The sequence below is a fragment of the Streptomyces sp. NPDC054975 genome, from assembly GCF_053609105.1.
The window spans coordinates 39,893-60,826 of the sequence record NZ_JBSGWV010000040.1; the positions used below are offsets into that span (position 1 = coordinate 39,893).

General features: G+C 73.0%; 19 protein-coding genes and 1 pseudogene. 9 read left to right on the forward strand and 11 right to left on the reverse strand.

Annotated features, from left to right (window positions below; all coding sequences use genetic code 11):
- Positions 1 to 127: 127 nt before the first annotated feature.
- The 4 genes from ACWF79_RS27045 to ACWF79_RS27060 form a co-directional block, all read right to left on the reverse strand.
- Positions 128 to 1,018: a S1 family peptidase gene (locus ACWF79_RS27045; protein ID WP_453730760.1), complete on the reverse strand. Its 891-nt coding sequence runs from the start codon at positions 1,016 to 1,018 to the stop codon at positions 128 to 130.
- A gap of 170 nt (positions 1,019 to 1,188) precedes the next feature.
- On the reverse strand, positions 1,189 to 2,043 hold the full coding sequence (locus ACWF79_RS27050; protein ID WP_453730780.1) for a S1 family peptidase: 855 nt from the start codon (positions 2,041 to 2,043) through the stop codon (positions 1,189 to 1,191).
- Positions 2,044 to 2,251: 208 nt separating this feature from the next.
- Positions 2,252 to 3,058: a DUF1684 domain-containing protein gene (locus ACWF79_RS27055; RefSeq protein ID WP_453730761.1), complete on the reverse strand. Its 807-nt coding sequence runs from the start codon at positions 3,056 to 3,058 to the stop codon at positions 2,252 to 2,254.
- A 118-nt stretch (positions 3,059 to 3,176) separates the two neighbouring features.
- Complete coding sequence (locus ACWF79_RS27060; RefSeq protein ID WP_453730762.1) at positions 3,177 to 4,388, reverse strand: DUF5685 family protein; 1,212 nt, start codon at positions 4,386 to 4,388, stop codon at positions 3,177 to 3,179.
- Positions 4,389 to 4,711: 323 nt separating this feature from the next.
- Between ACWF79_RS27060 and ACWF79_RS27065 the strand changes: the two genes are divergently transcribed.
- Entirely contained in the window at positions 4,712 to 5,146 is a 435-nt protein-coding gene (locus ACWF79_RS27065; RefSeq protein WP_453730763.1) for a cell division protein SepF, read from the forward strand.
- A 72-nt stretch (positions 5,147 to 5,218) separates the two neighbouring features.
- Here ACWF79_RS27065 and ACWF79_RS27070 read toward each other — a convergent pair whose 3' ends face one another.
- The gene (locus tag ACWF79_RS27070) at positions 5,219 to 6,871 is read right to left on the reverse strand and encodes an MFS transporter (RefSeq protein ID WP_453730764.1); all 1,653 of its coding nucleotides are present in this window, start codon (positions 6,869 to 6,871) and stop codon (positions 5,219 to 5,221) included.
- A 407-nt stretch (positions 6,872 to 7,278) separates the two neighbouring features.
- Between ACWF79_RS27070 and ACWF79_RS27075 the strand changes: the two genes are divergently transcribed.
- Positions 7,279 to 8,310, forward strand: a complete 1,032-nt coding sequence (locus ACWF79_RS27075; RefSeq protein ID WP_453730765.1) for a phosphatase PAP2 family protein — start codon at positions 7,279 to 7,281, stop codon at positions 8,308 to 8,310.
- Positions 8,311 to 8,390: 80 nt separating this feature from the next.
- Here the strand turns inward: ACWF79_RS27075 and ACWF79_RS27080 are convergent, their stop codons facing one another.
- Entirely contained in the window at positions 8,391 to 8,594 is a 204-nt protein-coding gene (locus ACWF79_RS27080) for a proteinase inhibitor I78 (RefSeq protein ID WP_453730766.1), read from the reverse strand.
- Between the two features lie 330 nt (positions 8,595 to 8,924).
- On the opposite strand from ACWF79_RS27080, the gene ctaD reads away from it, so the two are divergent.
- A complete protein-coding gene (gene ctaD, locus ACWF79_RS27085; protein ID WP_453730767.1) occupies positions 8,925 to 10,619 on the forward strand; it encodes an aa3-type cytochrome oxidase subunit I in 1,695 nt (564 codons plus the stop codon).
- On the opposite strand, the gene ACWF79_RS27090 is transcribed toward ctaD, so the two are convergent.
- From ACWF79_RS27090 to ACWF79_RS27105, 4 genes are all read right to left on the reverse strand, one after another.
- A complete protein-coding gene (locus tag ACWF79_RS27090; protein ID WP_453730768.1) occupies positions 10,576 to 11,544 on the reverse strand; it encodes a helix-turn-helix transcriptional regulator in 969 nt (322 codons plus the stop codon). The two genes, ctaD and ACWF79_RS27090, sit on opposite strands and share 44 nt — an antisense overlap.
- Before the next feature lie 68 nt (positions 11,545 to 11,612).
- Positions 11,613 to 12,890 carry a glycosyltransferase family 4 protein gene (locus ACWF79_RS27095; RefSeq protein ID WP_453730769.1) on the reverse strand — a complete coding sequence of 426 codons (1,278 nt, stop codon included), beginning with the start codon at positions 12,888 to 12,890 and terminating at the stop codon, positions 11,613 to 11,615.
- Between the two features lie 172 nt (positions 12,891 to 13,062).
- On the reverse strand, positions 13,063 to 14,352 hold the full coding sequence (locus ACWF79_RS27100) for an ABC transporter substrate-binding protein (RefSeq protein ID WP_453730770.1): 1,290 nt from the start codon (positions 14,350 to 14,352) through the stop codon (positions 13,063 to 13,065).
- Positions 14,330 to 14,833 (reverse strand): hypothetical protein, encoded by a 504-nt coding sequence (locus tag ACWF79_RS27105; RefSeq protein ID WP_453730771.1) that lies wholly within the window; start codon positions 14,831 to 14,833, stop codon positions 14,330 to 14,332. Before ACWF79_RS27105 ends, ACWF79_RS27100 begins: the two co-directional genes overlap by 23 nt.
- A gap of 150 nt (positions 14,834 to 14,983) precedes the next feature.
- Between ACWF79_RS27105 and ACWF79_RS27110 the strand changes: the two genes are divergently transcribed.
- The 3 genes from ACWF79_RS27110 to ACWF79_RS27120 are packed head-to-tail and all read left to right on the forward strand — an operon-like array spanning position 14,984 to position 18,710.
- Positions 14,984 to 15,397: a hypothetical protein gene (locus ACWF79_RS27110; RefSeq protein ID WP_453730772.1), complete on the forward strand. Its 414-nt coding sequence runs from the start codon at positions 14,984 to 14,986 to the stop codon at positions 15,395 to 15,397.
- Positions 15,385 to 18,009 (forward strand): ABC transporter permease subunit, encoded by a 2,625-nt coding sequence (locus ACWF79_RS27115; RefSeq protein WP_453730773.1) that lies wholly within the window; start codon positions 15,385 to 15,387, stop codon positions 18,007 to 18,009. Before ACWF79_RS27110 ends, ACWF79_RS27115 begins: the two co-directional genes overlap by 13 nt.
- Entirely contained in the window at positions 18,006 to 18,710 is a 705-nt protein-coding gene (locus tag ACWF79_RS27120) for an ATP-binding cassette domain-containing protein (RefSeq protein WP_453730774.1), read from the forward strand. Before ACWF79_RS27115 ends, ACWF79_RS27120 begins: the two co-directional genes overlap by 4 nt.
- 18 nt (positions 18,711 to 18,728) lie before the next feature.
- Here ACWF79_RS27120 and ACWF79_RS27125 read toward each other — a convergent pair whose 3' ends face one another.
- Entirely contained in the window at positions 18,729 to 19,292 is a 564-nt protein-coding gene (locus ACWF79_RS27125) for a LysM peptidoglycan-binding domain-containing protein (RefSeq protein WP_453730775.1), read from the reverse strand.
- A gap of 194 nt (positions 19,293 to 19,486) precedes the next feature.
- Between ACWF79_RS27125 and ACWF79_RS27130 the strand changes: the two genes are divergently transcribed.
- From ACWF79_RS27130 to ACWF79_RS27140, 3 genes and pseudogenes are all read left to right on the forward strand, one after another.
- Positions 19,487 to 20,269, forward strand: coding sequence for a hypothetical protein (locus ACWF79_RS27130; RefSeq protein ID WP_453730776.1), 783 nt, complete (start codon positions 19,487 to 19,489; stop codon positions 20,267 to 20,269).
- A 128-nt stretch (positions 20,270 to 20,397) separates the two neighbouring features.
- Positions 20,398 to 20,712 carry a hypothetical protein gene (locus tag ACWF79_RS27135; RefSeq protein WP_453730777.1) on the forward strand — a complete coding sequence of 105 codons (315 nt, stop codon included), beginning with the start codon at positions 20,398 to 20,400 and terminating at the stop codon, positions 20,710 to 20,712.
- Positions 20,669 to 20,934, forward strand: a pseudogene (locus tag ACWF79_RS27140) (DUF4291 family protein); the annotation flags it as partial. The gene ACWF79_RS27135 and the pseudogene ACWF79_RS27140, both read left to right, overlap by 44 nt.

Sequence of the window (20,934 nt, forward strand, 5' to 3'; positions counted from 1 at the left end):
CGGTCCGCGCTGCCGGACCGTCGCGCTTCTCACCACCACGAGTCCACGCGTCAGGTCCCCCGGCCACGACATGGCCGGGGGACCTGACATCTGTTCAGATCGTGGTCCTACGGAGAGTGGCCTCCGCCTAGTACACGCTGACCCGGTACGCGCTCAGCGCCTCGGTCACCGGCTGGAAGAAGGTCGTACCGCCGCTGGAGCAGTTGCCGCTGCCACCGGAGGTGAGACCGATCGCGCGGCTGCCGGAGTAGAGCGGGCCGCCGGAGTCGCCGGGCTCGGCACAGACGTTGGTGCGGATCATGCCGTACACGATGTCGCCGCCGCCGTAGTTGACGGTGGCGTTGAGGCCGGTCACCGAGCCGCTGTGGGTGCCGGTGGTGGAGCCGCGACGGGTCACGGACATGCCCACGGTGGCGTTCGCGGCGCTGGTGATGTCCACGCTGCCGACCGTGCCGGACTTGGTGATGCTGCTGTTGGTGTACCGGACGATGCCGTAGTCGTTGTTCGGGAAGCTGGACCCCGACGTGGAGCCGAGTACGGTCGTGCGGGCGGAGTTGGCGTACCAGGTGCCCGTGCCGTCGGTGCAGTGCCCGGCGGTCAGGAAGTAGTAGGCGCCCGCGCTGTCACGGACGTTGAAACCGAGGGAGCAGCGCCCGGTGTTGGAGTAGATGGCGTCGCCGCCGGAGATCAGCTTGTTGAACTTGCCGGGGGTGCGCTCGACCCGGATCGCCCCGGCGTTGGCGCCGGCCTCGCGCTTGATCTCGGCTATCTCCGCCGCGGACACGGTGGAGTCGGCGGTGACCACCAGGGTGTTGGTGGCCTGGTCGACGTGCCAGGCGGTACCGGCCACGTCGGCGGCGAGTACGGCGTCGCCCGCGGCGGAGAGCTGCGACGCGCTGAACGTCTGGGTCGTCTGCGCGTTCGCCGCGGGAACCGCGACGGCCGCTGCGGCGGCGAGGCCGGTCGCGACGGCGAGCAGACGGATGGTTCTCGTGGGGGTGGTGCGCTTGATCCTCACTTCGCGTCCCTCCAGGGGGATTCGGGGGTCCGTCGTGGGGTGTCGGACCCGTGAGGCGCGGCCAGGGGCCGGCGCTGTGGGGGAGTCTCGGGCCGCCCGGGTCGGCGCCGCAAGGGCGCCTTTCGGCCGTTGGACGCTCAACTACCGAGCGGTCAGAGGGATTTGGGAGATCAGTAGAGGCTGACCCGGTACTTGGCGAGTGCCTCGGGAACCGGCTGGTAGAAGGTGGTGCCACCGGTGGAGCAGTTGCCACTGCCGCCGGAGGTGAGGCCGAGGGCCTTGGTGCCGTCGTAGAGCGCACCGCCGGAGTCGCCGGGCTCGGCGCAGACGTTGGTCTGGATCATGCCGCGCACGGTGCCGCCGCCGGAGTAGTGGACCGTGGCGTTCAGGCCGGTGACGGTGCCGCTGCGGGTGCCGGTCGTGGAGCCGGAGCGCTTGACGGACTCGCCGACGTAGGCGTCGGCCGCGGTGAAGCCGCCCGGGTGGGCGAGCGAGGCGTTGTCGTAGCGGACCAGCGCGTAGTCGTTGCCCGGGAAGCTGGACCCGGTGGTGGGGCCGATCAGCGTGGACTGGGCCGAGTTGGCGTACCAGGTCTTGACCACGTTGCCGCAGTGGCCCGCGGTGAGGAAGTAGTACGTGCTGCCGCTGCGCACGTTGAAGCCGAGCGAGCAGCGGTAGCCGCTGCCGTAGATGGCGTCTCCCGCTCCGAGGAGGGGCGTGAACACGCCAGGGGTGTGCTCGACCTTGAGGGCGCCGGCGTCGGCGCCCGCGGTCCGGCGGATCGTGGCGATCTCGGCGTCGGAGACGGTGGAGTCGACGGTGACGACGACCTTGCCGGAGGCCTGGTCGACGTACCAGGCCGTGCCGCCGACGTCGGCCTTCAGGACGGCGGCGTCGGCGCGGGCGAGCTGGGCGGCGCCGGCCGGCCCGGGTACGGGGGCCGCGTGGGCGCCGGGCAGGGCGAGGGTGGTGGCGGCGGCGAGGCCTGCCGCTACGGCGAGCAGTCGGATGCGCTTGGTCCTCACTTGTCTCACTGACTCTCCTCATGGGAAAAGCGGAGGGGCCCGTGGGTGCGGGCCCGTGAGGCGCCGTCAGGTGATGTGTTCCTGACATGCACCGGCTTGGATAGTGGCCCCGCGTGGCCGCCCGCACAAGAGCGCATACGGAAGAGGCGTCCGCGGCCGCACGGCCACCGTCGCCCCTCGCACGCCGTCCGACGACAGAACGACCAGGTCAGCCCTCGACCAGCCGCCGCTCCCCCGCCGGCACGGCGGTGTCGAGCGTGTTCCCCGGCGGCGGGAACGGGCAGATGAAGTGGTCCACGAAGGCGCACGGCGGCAGCAGCGCGCGGTTGAAGTCGACCGTCACCGATCCGTCCGGGGCGGGGGCGGCGGGACGCAGGAAACGGAACCGGTAGCTGTCACGGCCACTGGTCGCGTCCGCGAAGACCGCCCACAGCGTGCCGTCGTCCTCCACCGCGACCTGAAGGGTGTGCTCGGCGCCGTGCAGCTCGAAGGAGAGCTCGCCCGAGAGCCCGAGCCCGCGCTCCCTGCCGTCCGCGTTCTCCACCCGGACGCTCCGGGACCGCTCGTACGCTCGGAAGGTGCCGGGCACCACCCAACGCGCGTCGTACGGGGTGGCCTCGATGCCCTTGAAGGCGCGCCGCGCCGCTGACTCGGGGTCGAAGTCCCGTACCGCCCACAGCCCTTCGCGGCTCATGACGACGAGCCGCCGGCCCGCGGACTCGACCCGGGACTCGTGGATCGGGGCGTGGTCGGCCGTGAGCCGGACGCTGCCCATCAGGGGCTCGCCGTCGACCGTGATGGCGTCCTCGGCGCCGGCCGTCAGGACCACCTCGTCGACCTCGTCCCGCCACCGCCCCGGAACGGCCGGAATTCGACCCTCCGGGTAGTCGGAGAGCCAGTACGTGCCGGTGAGGGAGAGCGGACCGTACGACGAGGCGACCGCCGCGGTGCGCTGCTCGTGCCAGTGCTGCCAGTCCTGCCCGGGATCGGTGCTGCCGGTGCTGTCCGTACGCATGGTGAGTCAGCTTTCCATACGGGCCCGGGAAGCCTGGGGTACGACGCTTCGGTCGCGCAGGAGGGCGAGGACCGACGGGCGCGTTCCGCGTCACCCCCGTGCCCCGGGCCACGGTGCCTCAGCAGCCGCAGTCGCACCCACAGTCGCAGTCCCCGCAGCAGCCGTCCCCCTCGCCGCAGCAGTTGCTGCAGCAGTCACAGCAGTCGCAACAGTTGCCTATGTCGTTGCAGAGCCCTTCGCGGCGCTCCCGGCTCCACGGGTCCTCGTGCCCGCAGCACAGCCGGCACGTACACGCCAGGCCCAGCCAGACCGCACAGCCGGCCAGCAGGCCCCGACGCCGGTTGGGCGGCTCGGGCGGCGGCATTCCCGGACCACCCGGGCCACCGGGCGCGTACGGGTTCCCGGGCGCCGGGCCCGGAGCGTACGGCCCGGGCTGATGGGACGCACCGGGGGTACCGACCCCGTGCGCGCAGCTCGTCGTACCGAAGGCCCGGTCGACCGAGACCTTCAGCTCGTGCGCGAGCAGCATGTGCACCAGTCGGCCGTTCACGAACTCCGCGTCCCGCAGCGCGAGGCGGATCCCGTGGAGCGCGTCGTCCGCGAGCCGGCGGGCCTCGGTGAGTGAGGTGCCGGTCGCGGTGAGCGGGTTCCAGGCGCCCGACGCGGCGTCGGCCTCCCGGTCCTCCACCGCGTCCAGCAGGTGGGCGAGCCGCCCGAAGAGCCGGCCCGCCTCGGCGAGCGGTGCGGCGTTGCCCGGCCGGCCCGCGAGGACGGCGGTGTGCGCGAAGGCCGCGGCCGTCGCCGTCTCGGTCGGTTCGGTCACGGCGAGGAGCGGTGTGCCGAGGCCCGCGAGCGTCTCGATGCCGGTCTGCCGGTCCACGGCGTCCACCAGGACGGCGGTGTCGAAGCCGAGCGCGCGCCCGGTCCGCGCGCCCGCCCGGTCCCAGGACCTGGCGACCCGGCGGGCCGCCGCGGCGACCGGGCGGCGGGCCAACAGCCCGTCCCGGTCGGCGACGTGGTCCCGGACCTTCGCCGAGGCGAGGACCAGCGAGACGGCCGCCGCCAGCCGCGCGCCCTCGCCCTGGGCGACCGGCGCGGTGCGCATCCCGCGCAGCGGGCAGGGGCCCGCGGTCCGGCGTATGCCCTCCACCGGCCCGGTCTGAGCCTCCGTCAGGACCGAGACGATGAGCCCGTCGTAGTTCGTCACCACCCGGGCGAACTGCCCGTGGTCGGCCCGAAGTGCCAGGCAGAGACCGCAGAGATGGGCCATCCACTCGACCTTGAGGCCCTCGGTGAGCCGGTGCGTGCAGGGCCTGACGATTCCGAACAAGAGACTCCCCCGTGAGTCGCGCGCATGTGCGTGTGCAGCGGTGTGCCGGGCATCGTAGCGACCGTCCCGTTCACCCGGACGCTCCGACGGTCACCCTTCTGGCCCGACTTTCATATTTTAAGTTGCACAGCCCGTCCGGAACCTCCGTCAGGCCCCGCATACCGCAAGTTTCCTGACGAATCGCCAGAAACTGGGCCTCACTTTCTGCACCAGTACCGTCACGAAACCCGCGCGCGCCGACTATCCACTTGGCGCGGGATCCGCATGATGGACGACGATAGGGAATGCGGAACCACAAGTGACCGCGCTGAAAGGAGGCGTCCATGGGATCGGTGCGCAAGGCGAGTGCCTGGCTGGGACTCGTCGAGGACAACGACGAGCGTTACTACGACGACGAGTACGCCGAGGGTAACGACAGCGGCGACGCCTGGGTGACGGACCCCCGGGTCCGGGTGGCGTCCGACTCGGCGCAGGAGCAGGGCCGCCGGATCGCGACCGTCTCCCCGGACGGGTTCCGGGACGCCCGGGGCATCGGCGAGCTCTTCCGGGACGGCGTCCCGGTCATCGTGAACCTCACGGCCATGGAGCCCTCCGACGCCAAGCGCGTGGTGGACTTCGCCGCCGGTCTCGCCTTCGGTCTGCGTGGCTCCATCGAGCGCGTGGCGACGCGGGTCTTCCTGCTGACCCCGGCCGACACGCAGATCATCAGCGGGGACCCCGCGGGGCGTGCGCAGGACGGTTTCTTCAACCAGAGCTGAGCGGTGGGCGCGCCGTCCGGCGGTGACGCCGGGGTACGCCCACCGAAGGCCGGCCGGTGCCTCCGGCGCGACTCAGTGCGCCGGGCGGCCGGAACCGGCGGGCTCGACCGGCTCCCGGCTGGCCGGCACCCGTACCTCCTCGGGGGCCGCCTCCTCGGGGACCGGTCGCACCAGGTCCTCCGGATCGACCGTGCACTCCATGACGCGGGGCAGTCGCAGCGCCATCAGCGCACCGACCAGCAGCAGCCCCGCGCTGACGAAGAGCGTGACGTGCAGGCCGTCCACGAAGGCGTGCCGGGCCGCGTGGTACAGCGCCCCGCCGGCCGTGCCGCCGAGGTGGTCGGCGATCTGGTAGGCCTCGCCGAGTGAGTTCGCGGCAGCCCGGCTCGCCTCGGCCGGCACCCCGGGGACGGAGGCGAGGCCGGGGGCGTACGCGGCGTTCATCACACTGCCGAGCAGCGCGATGCCCATGCCCGCGCCGAGCTGGTACGAGGTCTCGCCGATGGCCGCCGCTCCGCCCGCGCTCTCCGGCGGGGCCTCGCTGAGCATCGACTCGTAGGCGGAGAAGAGGGTCGTCTGCAGCCCGAAGCCGAGCAGCACGAAGCCACAGGTGAGCAGCAGCGGCCGGTCGTGCTGGCCCATCAGGACGAGCAGCAGCACGGCGGCGGCGGTGAGGACGAAGCCCCAGCCGACCATGCGGCGCGGTCCGATCCGGCGCAGGGTGTACGAGCCGGTGGCGCCGGCCGCCATGGCGGCGAAGGTGAGCGGCAGCAGTCGCAGCCCGGTCTCCAGAGGGCTGAGCCCCAGGACGAGCTGGAGGTACTGGACAGCGATCAGCTCCAGGCCGACCAGGGCCAGCATGGCGAGGACGATGCAGCCGACGGACGTGGTGAAGGCGGCCCGGGAGAACAGCCGCATGTCGATCAGCGGGTGCGCCCGGCGCTTCTGCCGCCGTACGAAGAGGATGAGCAGCGCCGCGCCGAGGAGCAGCGGGCCGCAGGTCGCCGGCGCGAGCAGGTTCTCGCCCGCGCCGATCCGCTTCACCCCGAGGACCACGCCGAGCACACCGGCCGCGGCCATCAGCGCGCCGAGGACGTCCCAGGGGCCGTCGTCGCGGCCCTTGGACTCGGGGAGCAGCCAGCGGCCGAGCGGCAGGATCAGCGCCATCAGCGGGATGTTGATCAGGAAGACCGAGCCCCACCAGTAGTGCTCGACCAGGAAGCCGCCGAGCACGGGACCGGTGGCGGCGCCGACCGCGGCGACGGCCGTCCAGATGCCGATGGCGGTGGCCCGCTCGCGCCGGTCGGGGAAGACCGCCCGGAGGATCGAGAGGGTGGCGGGCATGATCATCGCCCCGCCGACGCCGAGGAGGGCGCGGGCGCCGATCAGGACGCCGGGGGCGGTGGCGAGGGCGGCGACGGCCGAGGCGACGCCGAAGAGCGCGTAACCGAGGAGCAGGACCCGCCGCCGTCCGACCCGGTCGCCGAGCGTGCCGAAGAGGATCAGCAGCGCGGCGCAGATCAGCGGGTAGGCGTCGACGATCCAGAGCAGCGCGGTGGAGCTGGGGCGCAGGTCCTCGGTGAGGGAGGGGACGGCGACGTGGAGCACGGTGGCGTCCAGCGCGACCAGCAGCAGGCTGACGCAGAGGACGACGAGGACGACCCAGCGGTTGGCACCGCCGCCGGCGGCGCGGAGCCGTGCTCCGGCCGTGATCGTCCGCTGCATGTACGTACCTCCCAGGTGAAGCCCTCGCACTCGGCGGGCGCCGGCCGGGGTTCGGGTCCTCGGGGCGGCCCGGCATCGACGGGCGAGTGAGCCGTCAGCGTACGCGAGTTCGTGGCACGAGCGCGTGGTGCAGCTCTCACCCCGGCGGACCGCCGGGTGTGTCGTACGCCACTCGACCAGGGCCGTGCGTCGCGCCGAATTCCGCCCGTACAACCGTTTGGGAAATTTCCGTGACGTACAAACAGACTTCCGTAAAGTCGACTGCGCCCAATAGGGCACAAGGTCATCGGATTCTCAGACAGACGCCAGGAATAACCCCCGCCCTGAGACCTACTCCACATCACATCGTCATCACGAAGACACCGGATCGACCAAGGTCGACACTCACTCCCTGTAACGTCGATTGGGTGCGAACCGACATCTTTGCCCGGCTGGACCGGGAGCCGGAACCGCCGAAGATAGAGGTCCCGCGGATGACCCGCACGCGTCTCGCCCTCTTCGGCGGGACGCTGGCGTTCTATCTCGCCATCGTCGTGGCCGTGCTGCTCTCGACGTGGCTGGTGACCCTCGACTGGAAGATCATGCTCTTCCGGCCCTATCAGCAGTGGCCGGACCTGCACGCCTTCCTCGACTACTACGTCGTCCTCGGTCAACGCGGCCCGACGGCCGTGATGGTGGCGGCCTGGCTGGGCTGGCGCTCCTGGCGCCAGCACACCCTGCGGCCCCTGCTCACCCTCGGTGCCGCCCTGCTCCTGCTCAATGTCACCGTCGGCGCGGTCAAGCTCGGACTCGGCCGCCTCGGTCCCCACTACGCGACGCAGATCGGCTCGGCCGAACTCTTCGCGGGTGGCGATATATTCCCTTCCGGCCACACCGCCAACGCGGTCGTGACCTGGGGCATCCTGGCCTATCTGGCGACCACGCCACGGGCCAGGCGCTACCTCTCGGCGCTCTCCGCCGTGGTCGCGCTCGGCGTCGGGCTGACCACCGTCTACATCGGTACGCACTGGCTGAGCGACGTGCTGCTCGGCTGGGCCGCCGGGCTGCTCATCCTGCTGGCGCTGCCCTGGTGCGAGCCGCTGATCAGCCGCGCGGAGGCCATCGTGCTCAGCGCCCGCGACCGGCTGCGCGAGCAGCTGCGGGCCCGCCGCCGACTGGTCCCCTCGCTGCCCGTGGCGACGGGCGGGCCGCGCACCACGCTGTACCCGCAGCGCCCGGCCGCGGCCGAGGAGCCGGTCCGGGAGATCGTCGGCGCCCACAGCGGGCGGGCCTCGTCCGCGGTGCGCGGGGACGGCCGTCTCGCGCCGCCGCTCACCACCCCCCGGGCGCACACGGCCCATGCCGGGCACGCGGGGCACGGCGCGCGCTCGGAGCGGACGCCGGTCACCCCGACCGGCAGCCGCCGCCCGGGGCACTCGCGGCCGCTCACCGGCGGCTGACCCACGGCCCGCCAGGGCGTACGGACGGCACAGGGAAGGGCCCCGGCTCCGCGCCGGGGCCCTTCCTCGTGAACCAGCTCCTAACCCAGCCAGCAGCGCGTGACGGTGCCGTCCGTCACCTCGAAGTTGATACGGCCCTCCAGGTACTCCATCGTGACGATCGAGCCCGGTGGCAGTGAACGGACCACGGTCCAGCCGTGGTCACGGGCGAGCCGTTCGGCGTGCTCCCGGTCGAGACCCACATAGTCTTCCGGCGGTACGGGGGAGGTCGGCTTGGGTGTCATGAGGCTCACGTTAGTCCCTTACCGGTCACGCTTGTGTCACAGCTTCTCGACATATGTTTGACACGAGCACCGTCACCCGTAAGGGCAGTTTCCAGCCGAATCTCCGGCAATTGCAGGTCCGTTCCGGCAGTTCCCCCGAAGGCTTCCGGAATTCGGTCGCGCCGCCCGGTCAGGCGAATTCAGCGGTACGCGACGACCTCACGGTATTCACAATTTCCCCGCATCACGCGCACACGTTCGGCCGACCGGAGCAGCCCGGCGGCCCGCCTCCCGCGTCCCCGCCTCCCGGGCGCGCATCATGTCCGGACGATCGGACCACCGGAGGCATCGATGGGCACCGACACCGCGACCGCGGCCGTCGAATCACCTCGGGAACGGCATGGGCGGGTCCTGATCGACTGGCTCACCACGACCGACCACAAGAAGATCGGCCACCTCTACCTGGTCACCTCGTTCTTCTTCTTCCTGGCCGCCGGCGTGATGGCGATGCTGATGCGGGCGGAGCTGGCCCGCCCCGGGATCCAGCTGCTGGACAACCAGCAGTTCAACCAGGCGTTCACGCTGCACGGCACGATCATGCTGCTGCTCTTCGCGACGCCCACCTTCGCCGGCTTCGCCAACGAGCTGGTACCGCTCCAGATCGGCTCCCCCGACGTCGCCTTCCCGCGGCTGAACATGTTCTCGTACTGGCTGTTCCTCTTCGGCGGCCTGATGGTGCTCGGCTCGCTGCTCGTGCCGAGCGGGCCCGCCGCCTTCGGCTGGACCGCGTACGCCCCGCTCAACAGCCTGGAGCGCTCCCCCGGCATCGGCATCGACCTGTGGATCATGGGGCTGGCGCTCTCCGGCTTCGGCACGATCCTCACCTCGGTGAACTTCCTGGCGACGATCGTCGGGATGCGGGCGCCGGGGATGACGATGTTCCGGATGCCGATCTTCACCTGGAACGTCCTGTTCACCGCGATCCTGGTGCTGATGGCGTTCCCGGTCCTGGCCGCCGCGCTGCTCGTCCTGGAGTCCGACCGGCGGTTCGGCTCGGTGGTCTTCCAGCCCGGGAACGGCGGGGCGCTGCTGTGGCAGCACCTCTTCTGGTTCTTCGGCCATCCCGAGGTCTACATCATCGCGCTGCCGTTCTTCGGCATCATCAGCGAGATCATCCCGGTCTTCGCCCGCAAGCCGATCTTCGGCTACGCCACCCTGGTCGCCGCCACCATGGCGATCACCGGGCTCTCGATGGTCGTGTGGGCGCACCATATGTTCGTCACCGGGGCGGTGTTGCTGCCGTTCTTCTCGCTGCTGTCGTTCCTGATCGCCGTGCCGACCGGGGTGAAGTTCTTCAACTGGACCGGCACGATGCTCAAGGGCTCGCTCTCCTTCGAGACGCCCATGCTCTGGGCGGTCGGGTTCCTGGTGTCGTTCCTCTTCGGCGGGCTGACCGGCGTCGTCCTCGCCTCGCCGCCGATGGACTTCGCCGTCACCGACTCGTACTTCGTCGTCGCCCACTTCCACTACACGGTCTTCGGCACGGTCGTCTTCGCGACCTTCGCCGGCTTCTACTTCTGGTGGCCCAAGTTCACCGGCAAGATGCTCGACGAGCGCCTCGGCAAGGTCCACTTCTGGGCCCTGTTCGTCGGCTTCCACATGACGTTCCTGGTGCAGCACTGGCTCGGCGCGGAGGGCATGCCCCGGCGGTACGCCGACTATCTGGACGCCGACGGGTTCACCGCGCTCAACACGGTCTCCTCCATCGGCTCGTTCCTGCTCGGCACCTCCACGCTGCCGTTCCTCTACAACGTCTGGCGCACCGCCCGCTACGCGCCGACGGTCGAGGTGGACGACCCCTGGGGGTTCGGCCGCTCCCTCGAGTGGGCGACGTCCTGCCCGCCGCCCCGCCACAACTTCGACGCGGTCCCGAGGATCCGCTCCGAGGCGCCGGCCTTCGATCTGCACCACCCGGAGTTCGCGACCTTCGAACGGATGCGGCTCACCGCTCCGAGCGGTCCACGGCGCGAGAAAGCCGGTCCCTGAGCATCCGGACCCAGTCGTCGAGCTCCCTGGGGGCGACCACCTCGAACTCGAAACCCAGCATCAGCACATGGACGACCATGCCTGCCAGGCTGCCCGCGCCCGCGCGCAGCAGGCAGGCGCCGTCCCCGTCCGGCTCCAGGACGCCGTCCATCGGGCCCACGGCCGACGCCGCCTCGGCGAGCGGGACGTGCAGCCGGATCGTCGCCTCGGCCGCGTAGGCCGCGCCGGAGATGCCCTTCGCGACGTAGGCGGCGAGGTCCTCGGCGGGCGGCTCGCGGGGCGGGAAGCGGGGGCCGTGGGGCGGTTTCGGGTCGATCCGGTCGGCCCGGAACGTCCGCCAGTCGGCCCGGTCCGCGTCCCAGGCGACCAGGTACCAGCGGCGTTCGGTGCAGACGAGGCGGTGCGGCTCGACCGTGCGGCGGGTGGCCGTGCCGCCGTGGTCGCGGTACTCGAAACGGAGCCGCTCGCTGTCCCGGCAGGCGTTGGCCAGTTCGGTCAGGACGGCCGGGTCGACCTGGGTCGCCGGGGTGCGCAGCATCGGCACGGTGAAGGCGTTGAGGGTGCTCACCCGGCGTTGCAGCCGGCCCGGCAGGACCTGCTCCAGCTTGGCCAGGGCGCGTACGGAGGCCTCTCCGACGCCCTCGACGCCCTGCCCGGCGGCCGTCCGCAGCCCGACCGCGACGGCGACGGCCTCGTCGTCGTCGAGCAGCAGCGGCGGCAGCTCGGCGCCGGCGCCGAGCTGGTAGCCGCCGCCCGTGCCAGGGCTGGCGTTGACCGGATAGCCGAGTTCGCGCAGTCGGTCGACGTCCCGTCGTACGGTCCGGGTGGTCACCCCGAGCCGGTCGGCGAGGTCGGCGCCGGACCATTCACGATGGGCCTGGAGCAGCGAGAGAAGGCGCAGCAGCCGTGCGGACGTTTCCAGCATGGCGCCGAGTCTGCCAGCCCTCGCGGACAGATACGGTCCTCGACCACCGCCCCGCGGGAGGGCGGCGGTCAGCGGAAGCGGCGGACGAGGATCCCGATCCGGCGCTTCAGCTCGTACGCGGCGTCGACCAGGGTGCCGACCGCCCGGTGCCGGGCCTCGTTCAGCCGGCCGTGGGTGCGGCCGCTCGTGCCCCGGGCGACGAGTTCGCTCCAGATCTCCTCGTGGCGGGCGGCGATCCGGGCCGGGTCGAAGCGTTCGGAGGCGGTGAGCGCGGCCCGGGCGGTCTTGGCGCGCAGCTCGTCGTCCTCGATGAGTTCGAGCAGGGCCCGGGCCACGGCCGAGACGTCGTCCACGGGCACCAGACGGCCGTCGACGCCGTCCTCGACGATCTCGCGCGGGCCGTACGGGCAGTCGGTGGAGACGACCGGAAGGCCGCACCGCATCGCCTCGACGAGGGTCATGCCGAAGGACTCGCGCCGCGAGGTGACGGCGGCGATGGAGCCCTTGGCCCACTCCGGCTCCATCGGGCTGGCCATGCCCATGAGGAAGACGTTCTCCCCGAGGCCGAGCCGCTCGATCTGCCGCGTGAGCGCCGGCCTGGTGTTGCCGCCCTGGTCGCCCTCGCCGTAGATCCGCAGCTTCCAGTCCGGGTGGGCCGCGACCACCGTGGCGAAGGCCTCCACCAGCACGTCGTACCGCTTGATCGGGGTCAGCCGACCCGCCGCGACGACGATCTTCGAGGCGGGGTCGGCGGGCGGAAGGGCGGGCGCGGGGACGCTGTTGGGCACCGCGTCGATCCGCACGCCCGGCAGCCGCAGCCGGGTCCGGTACGAGCGGGCGTCGGCCTCGGTGACCGTGGTGACGGCGTCCAGGACCGCGTACCGGTGGGCGAGCTCGCGCCGCAGCCGGTAGGTGTGGCCGTCCAGGGTCAGGTGCTCCTGGCCGACGAGGACCGGGCCGCGCCGGGTCTGCCGGGCGAGGTGGACGCCCAGTCCGGGCCGGGTGGAGACCACCACGTCGGCCTCGACGGACGCCAGGTGCGCGCCGATCCGGGCGTCGGTGAGCGCGCTGTACTGCTTCCAGCGGCCGTCGCCGCGCGGGAAGACGCGGGCGGGGCGGGAGATGTCCGGGTGTTCGCCGTCGTAGTCGGGGCTGTCCTTGCGCAGGTCCACGAGGTGACGCAGGGTCACACCGGAGGGGACGCCGAGCACCGGCTGGTCGCGGTGCCGGAAGACGGAGACGATCTCCACCTCGTGCCGCTCGGCCAGCACCTGGGCGAGGGTGAACGTCGTCCGGATCGTCCCACCGATGTGGTACGCGTTGTGGAGCAGAAAGGAGATGCGCATCGGGCTGCCGGTTCCCCCTGGTCAATTGGTCGGTGAAGGGCGACTGTACTGGCTCGGCCTCCCCGGCAGACGGCCGGTGTCCTGACGGCCGGTGTCCTGACGCTCGGTCTTCTGACACTCGGTCTCCTGACACTCGGTCTCCTGACACTCGGTCTCCTCACGGCCGTTCTCCTCAGGGCCGGTAGCCGAGTTGGGGGACGGTGGCGCAGTCGGTGTTCATGTCGCCCTGCGTGACCCAGCCCCGGCCGTCCTGCCAGCGGGCCACGGAGAGGCAGGTCTCCCGGGTCTTCGGCGGCTCGGGGAGCTTCTCGAAGCGGACGGGCAGCAGCAGCCCGCGCGCGGTGTACGGCTCGTCCCGGTTGACGTACTCCTCGACGCACGCGCGCGTGAGCCGGTCCCCGCAGGAGAGCGCCGCGTCGGTGAACCACATGGCGGCCGCCCAGCCCTCCAACTGCCACTGCGTCGGCGGCCGGTCGCCCATCGCCGCCCGGAACTCACGGACCGCCGGGTGCCCGGTGTCCGCGTGGTTGCGACTGGAGCCGGTGACGAAGAGCGAGGCCCGGCAGGACGGGGAGTCGGCGTAGTCGCGCGGCACGGTCGAGGACCAGTTCTGCACGTTGGTCACCTTGGCGGTGACCTTCACCCCGAGCGCCTCCATCGCCTCGCAGAGCCGGGCGTTGCCGTGGGTGTCCAGGGCGTCGAAGACGAGGTCGGCGCCCTGCGCCCGCAGATCGGCCGCGACGGCGCGGAAGTTGGGCAGGGCGAAGTCGACCTGCTCGTCGACGACCCGGTACCCCTCGGCCCGCAACCCCTCGGAGATCAGCCGGGCGTACGCCGTCGACGCGGCCTGGTTGTAGGCGACGACGGCCGCGGTACGGGCGGAGTGCTCGCGCTTGAACCAGCGGTAGACCTCGGTCCCGCCGTACAGGACGCCGTCCCAGCCGGGCGCCTCTCCGGTGCGCGGGGCGAGGCTGCCGTAGATCCCGTACAGATGCGGATAGGTCTCGTACGCGGGAGTGAGCGGCTGGCCCCCGATGTCGGGGACACCGGCCTGGGAGACCAGCGGGGCCCCGGCGTAGTCGAGGGCGGTGGTGGCGACCAGCGCGAACACCTTCCGTTCGTCGATCAGCTGGTGCACGCACGCGTTGTTGCCGACGCCGCTGCCGCCGTCGTCGCAGGTGACGACCTCGACCCGGCGGCCGTTGATCCCGCCCCGCTCGTTGAGGGCGTCGAACCAGGCGCGGGCTCCTTCGCTCGGGCCGGTGAGGGCGTCGCCGCCGACGGGGCTGGTGGCGCTGGAGATGATGCCGACGCGGAGCGGCTCACCGCCGGAGGGGACAGTGGCGGTGGGCCGCGTCTCGAACGCGCGCTCCGGGAGCCGGCTGCCGCACGCCGTGGCCAGGGCGAGCAGCGCGGCGAGGAGCAGCGCCGCGGCGGCCTCAACACCCCGGAACGGTCGCACCGCTGAGCTGCGCGAGGCCGCAGAGGGTCTTCGTGGAGACCTTCCAGACGTCCTCCTGGAGGACGGACGTGCCCTTGGACGCGGGCACGGCGGTGGCTCCGCTGACCAGCAGGTCGTAGGTCACGTTCGCGTCGTTCGGCGAGGTGAACTCGATCTGCGTGACCTTCGCCGTGGCCGCCGAGGCGGCCTGGTTCTGCAGGAGCGCCTCAAGTGCCGGCCGCATCTGCTCGCCGTTCTCCAGCAGCTTCGCCCGCTCCTCCATCGGGGTCTTCGGGTCGAAGAAGGCCGTCCAGTTCTTCGTGATCTCGGCCCGGGCGGCGGCGGGGTCGGCGGGCTCGGTTGCGGCGGGGCGCGTACCCGTCGGGAGCGGGTCGCCGGCGTCGTCGTCGCCGCAGCCCGCGAGGACGGGCCCGAGCACGAGGACCGAGGCGGCGGCGAGGGCCGCGAGGGGGGAACGTCGACCACGTCGCTTGAGAACCATATGGCTCACCACCGGGTGTCCGTCGGGGCCGGGCGGCCTGATGATTCCAGGGTGAGCCGGTTCCGGGCATAGCGCAAGGAAGAGACAATCCGTAAGAGAGGCGCGATCACGGGCGAAAAGGATGTCGGGGGCAGAGTCGAGGGAGGTCCCGTGCCGACATCCCGGGTCCTGCTGTGGGGCGGCCTCGCGGCGGTCGCCGGAGGAGCGGTGCTCTGCGTCCTGGGCTGGTACGGGATCTCCGGCGAACGCTTCGCCGAGCGCCAGCTGCCCTACCTGGCCTCCTGCACGGTGCCGGGGGCGGCGCTGATCGTGGCGGGGGCGGTCCTGGTGGCCTGCGCGGCGAGGAACGGGACCCCGGCGGAGCGCGGCCCGGAGGCCACCCGGACCGAGGCCTGGGAGGAGCCCGCTCCCCCGCCCTCCTCCACCGACCCCCCGGTCCGTGTGCCGGGCGGCACACTGGCCCACCGCCCCGACTGCCCGCTGGTGGCGGGCCGGGCGGACGCCGAACCGGCCGGGGAGGCGGAGCTCGACCCCTGTCCGGTGTGTGAGCCGTGGCCTCGCTGACGTACGACCTCACCCTTGCCGGCCTCGCGGTCGGCAGCGCCGCCGCGCTCACCGGCATCGGACTGATCGTCACCTACCGGGCCACCGGGGTGCTCAATCTGGCACACGGCGCCATCGCGATGGTCTGCGCGTACGTCCTGCGCCAGTTGGTGGTCGAGTGGCGCTGGCCGCTCCCCGTGGGCGCCCTGGTGACGCTGCTCGTGGTCGCGCCCGGGATCGGTCTGGTCCTCGACCGGGCGGTGTTCCGGCCGCTCGCGCTCCTCGGCTCCAACCCGGCGCAGACCCTGGTGGCCTCCATCGGGGTCTTCGTGCTGCTGGTCGGCGGGGCGGCGCTGCTGTGGGGCACCGGGGCGCGGGCGGACGCCCCGGTGCTGCTGGGCGACGATCCGTGGACGCAGCTCGCGGCGGTGGTCCTGCTGGCCGTGGCGGTGGGCGCGGTGACCCGGTGGACCCGGTTCGGGCGGGAGCTGCGGGCGGTGGTGGACAACCGGCCGCTGGCGATGCTGGGCGGGATCGACGCGGACCAGGTGGCGGCGGCGGGCTGGGCGTTCGGCGCGTGCACGGCGGGCCTGACGGGGGTGCTGTTGGCGCCCTACGTACGTCTGGACCCGTACGGGATGCCCCTCCTGGTCGTCGAGGTGATCGCGGTCGCGGTGGTGGCCCGGATGCGGAGCCTGCCGGTCGCGGTCGTGACGGCCCTGGCCCTGGGCGTGGCGCAGGCGCAGTTGACCCGCCTGCACCCCGAGGGCTGGGCGGGTCCGCTGGTCCAGGCGCTGGGGGCGAACCTGTTCGTGGTGGCGCTCCTGGTGGCGGCACTGGTGGTGCCGGGGGTCGGGGGCCGGGGCCGGGACGCGCTGCCGCCACCGACGGTCGCCCCGAGGACTCCCTCGGGTGTCTGGCTCACGGTCGCCGTACTCTTCCTGCTCCCCCTGGGCTTCGCGGGCACGGACCTGCACACCTCCGTCCAGGTGCCGGCGCTCGCGATCGTGCTCCTGTCGTTGGTGGTGGTGACGGGCCGCGGCGGCCAGATCGCGCTCGGCCAGGCGGCCTACGCGGGTCTGGGGGCGCTGTTCACGGCGCTGCTCGCGGCGGGCGGCGTCCCGGAGCTGGCGGCGCTCGCGCTGGCGGTCCTCCTGGTGGCGCCCCTGGGCCTGATCACGGGTTGGCCGGCGATCCGACGGCACGGCCTCGCCCTGGCACTCGTGACGCTGGCGGTGGGGGTGGCGGTGAGCCGGTTCGTCTTCGCGCAGCCGTACGCGACCGCGGGCCTGGAACTCGGCCGCCCGGCGGGCTTCGCGGACGACCGCCGCTACTACGCCCTGGAGCTCGTGGTCCTGGCCGGCTGCCTCTTCCTGGTCGCCGCCCTGCGCCGGGGCCGGACGGGCCGGGCGCTCGCCGCGCTCCGCGACCACGAGGCGGGCGCGGAGGCGACCGGGGTACGGGTGAGCCTGCTCAAGGTCCTGGCCTTCGTCCTGGGCGCGGCCCTGGCGGCCCTGGGCGGCGGGCTCCTGGGCATGGGCCTGCGCGCCTTCGACCCGGAGGCCTACGACCCGCTCCACGGCCTCCTCTGGTTCGCCGCGATCATCGTCCTCGGCGCCGACAGCCTCCTCTCCCCCCTGGCGGCCGCGGCCCTACTGGTCGGCCTGGACGCGGGTACGAGGGGCGGCGTGGCAGCAGCCACGATCGGCATCCTGGCCACCCTGACGGGCCGCCTCCCGCCTTTGACGTCATGGCTCCCGCGCCGCCGCGGAGACGCCACCGCAGTCGCCGACGGCGCCGCCCCACCCGCAGGTGGACCCGTAGTCGGATTCATTCGTCGCACGGGCGAGCGAAGCGAGAGGGGGGTACCCCCAGGCGAAGCTCCGGGGGAGGGTCGGGACACCAGCCCGGCCGGAGGCCGGGCGCACCCCCACCGACCGGCACCGGCCCCCACACGCGCACCCGCACCCGCACCCGCACCCGCACGGCTCCACGCCCACGACCTCACCCACACCTACCCCGGCGGCCTCACCGCCCTCTCCCACGTCACCCTCACCCTCACCCCCGGCCGCGTCACCGCCCTCGTCGGCCCCAACGGCGCCGGCAAGAGCACCCTCTTCGACTGCCTCGCCGGCACCCTCCGCCCCACCGCGGGCCGCGTCACCCTCGACGGCGCCGACATCACGGCCCGCCCCGCGCATGCCCGCACCCGCCTCGGCGTCGCCCGTTCCTTCCAGCAGCTCGCGGTCTTCCCGTCCCTCACCGTCGAGGACAACGTGCGCCTCGGCGCCGAGCAGGGCCACCTGCCCCGGCACGACCCCGCCGCCACCGAACAGGCCCTCCGCCTCCTCGGCCTCGCGGGCGCTGTCCGCCACCACCCCGCCGCCGACCTGCCCACCGGCACCCTGCGCCGCGTCGAACTGGCCCGCGCCCTCGCCGGCGGCCCGCACACCCTCCTCCTGGACGAGCCGTCCGCCGGTCTGGACGCCGCCGAGACCGACGCCCTCGCCCGGATCCTGGCCGCCCTCGCCGCCGACGGCCTCACCGTCCTCGTCGTCGAGCACGACCCGGACCTGGTCGCCGGTCTCGCCCACACCGTGCACACCATGGAAGGAGGCCGGATCGTGTCATGAGCGTCGAGATCGCCCTGCGCGCCGCCCGCGTCCGCTACGGCCCTCTGGAGGCCCTGCACGGCCTCGACCTGCCCGTCCCGGCCGCGACCGTCACCGTCCTCGTCGGCCGCAACGGCTGCGGCCGCACGACCGCCCTGCGCGCCCTCGCGGGCACGGTGCCCCTGGCCTCCGGCCGGGTCCTGTGGCGCGGCGCGGACGTCACCCGCCTCCACGCCCACGCCCGGGCGCGGCGCGGACTGTGCTTCGTACCGGATCTACGGGCGGTGTACACGACCCTCACCGTCGCCGAGAACCTCGACCTGACCCCGGGCGGGCGCCCCGGCCCGGCCCCCGACGCGGCCGCCGCCACCGCCCGCACGAACAAGGACCAGGCCCTCGCCGCGTACCCCGAGCTCGTCCCCCTGCTCGCCCACCCCGCCGGCACCCTCTCCGGCGGCGAGCGCCGGATGCTCGCCGTCTCCCGGGCCCTGCTGACCTCCGCCCGCGTGGTCCTCGTCGACGAGCCCGCCCTCGGCATGTCGCCCGCGGTCGCCGCCCGTACGTACCGGCTGCTCGCCGCCCTCGCCACCGAGGGCGGCGCCGCCGTCGTCCTCGCCGAGCAGCGCACCCCGCCCGGACTGCCGCCCGGCACGCTGCTCCACGAGCTGCGCCGCGGCTCCCTCGCCTTCAGCGGGGAAGCCGCGGAACGCGCCCCGGCATGACGGCCGCGACCGCGGCCCTCAGAGCACGGTGAGCGGCGAGATCCGCAGCATCGTCCCGACGAGCAACCGGTTCGGGTCCGCCCCCACCACGCTCCGGTTCGCCTTGTACAGCGCCTGCCAGCCGCCCGCGATCCCGAACCGCGCGGCCACCGAGCTGAGCGTGTCGCCCGGCTGCACCACATGGGCCCGCCCGCTCAGCCCGTACCGCTTCGAGCAGACCGGCCAGGCCTCCCATCCCTGCGTACGCAGCACCGCCTCGGCGATGGCGATCTGCTGCGGACGGGTCGCGAGGTCGGCCCGCTTCGCGTACCGCAGGCCGCCATGCTCGACCCAGGTCGGCTGCCAGAACTGAAGGCCCCCGTAGAAGCCGTTGCCCGTGTTGATGTGCCAGTCGCCGCTGCTCTCGCACTCGGCGACACAGCCCCACGGCCACTGGTCCTTGGCGCAGGCGTACGCGGGAAGCGTGGCCCCGCTCTGCTGCGCGCGGACGGTCCCGGGTGCCAGCGCCGACACCGGGGCCGGGAAGAGCGCCATCAGCGCGGCGGCTGACGCACCGGCTGCCCACCATCTGATCATCGACATCGCGGCAGGCTAGGCGCGGGACGGCCGCCCCGCGCCGGTGCCGCGCGGGAGGAGGCGCATGCCCCACCCGGTCGGAGTCACACAAGTTGCCGCACCCGGACGCGTGACCCCGGCCGATCCTTCCCCGTTGAACTCGTCATGAGACGTGCCGGGAACCGCCCGGCGTCGCACGTACCGAGTCCAGGGAGCCCCCCGTGCCGCGCATGCTCGACGTCAGCGAGGACGTACGCGCCGAGATCGGCGACGAAGAAGCCGACCGGCTGCTCGCCGGCGACAACGCCCCGGGCAGCTACGACTGCACCTCCTGCCGCACGCCGGGCGACTCCGAGCAGGAGCGCACGAGCACGGTGCTGTTCGTCGGCGAGGAGACCGCCGTCCTGGCGTTCGCCCACGCCAGCTGCATCCCCTCCCAGGTCGTCAAGGTGGCCGAGGAGCAGCTCCAGGGCGCCGTCCGCTCCATCGCCGCGACGGACGCGGCGGACGAGCTCGGCGCCGCCCACCCCGAGCAGGCGGTCCTGGGCGTCACCAGCGGTCTCGTCCTGATCGGCGGCGAGCTGCACCCGGCGCTGGTCGTCGAACCGACCGCGCCGGTCGCCCGCCCGGGTACGGACGGGCTGAGCGACGAGTTCCTGCCGCTCCTCGTCGAGCAGGGCTTCCAGCCGATCGCGGACGTGAACCAGAAGCCGGACACGCTCCCGGGCTGGTCCGTGCTCGTCGCCATGGGCCAGCTGCACTCGGTGCTCCAGCCGGGCACGGGCGGCAGCGGCCAGGCCGCCTGGTGGCAGGCCCACCAGCCGCTCCAGGTCACCGAGGGCTGGCGCGCGGCGGCCAACAAGTCGCACACGGTCCTGGTCTTCGCCGCCCCGGTCGGCTCGATCGGCCAGCAGCCGCGCGAGGACCTGCTGCGCGACGCCCTGGAGAAGGCCGCGGCGAACGGCCGTCTGGTGGCCGCCGCGATGCCGCTGGCCGGCACGTGACGGAGCACGGGCGCCCCGGCATAGGACCGCCGTACGTCTTCGGTGTTCCGACCGTGCCCAGGCCCCGGCAGGCGCCTCTTTCCGAGAGCCGCCCGCATCCCACGGAGGTCGGGGTCGTTGGCACATACGTGCACACATACGACCCACCCCGCCAGCCTTATCCGAGTTCGATCCCTTCCATGCGCCCGGCGCAGGACCTCGTGGGAGGCCAGTCGTCGACACCGATCTACGACGCGCTGTACTCGGAGTACCGCCGGTCGTTCCGCGCGCTGCCGGGTGATCGCAGCGGCGAGGAGGATCTGGGCTTCCGGGCCTTCGGGACGCCGGTGAGCGCGGGACTGTACGGAAGCCAGGGGCACCGGCACACGGCGCAGCCGGCGGCGTGGTCGGCGCAGCACCACGTTCCGGCGGCGCTTCCGCCGGGGCCCCGCAGGGGGCTGTAGGACCGAGCGGTACGGCGGAGGGCCGGGGCGCACATCGGACCTGCACCTGAACCCGCTGCCGCACCGCTCGCTCCAACTGGGCCTGTCCGGCCCGGCCTCACGCGCCTACGCCGACCGGTGGACCGTCTCCATCCGCGACGTCACCCCGCTGGCCCGCGAGGTCCACGGCCTGATCCGGGGCGGCGAGGACGCGGCGGCGCGCGCCCTGCTGCCCGTGGAGAC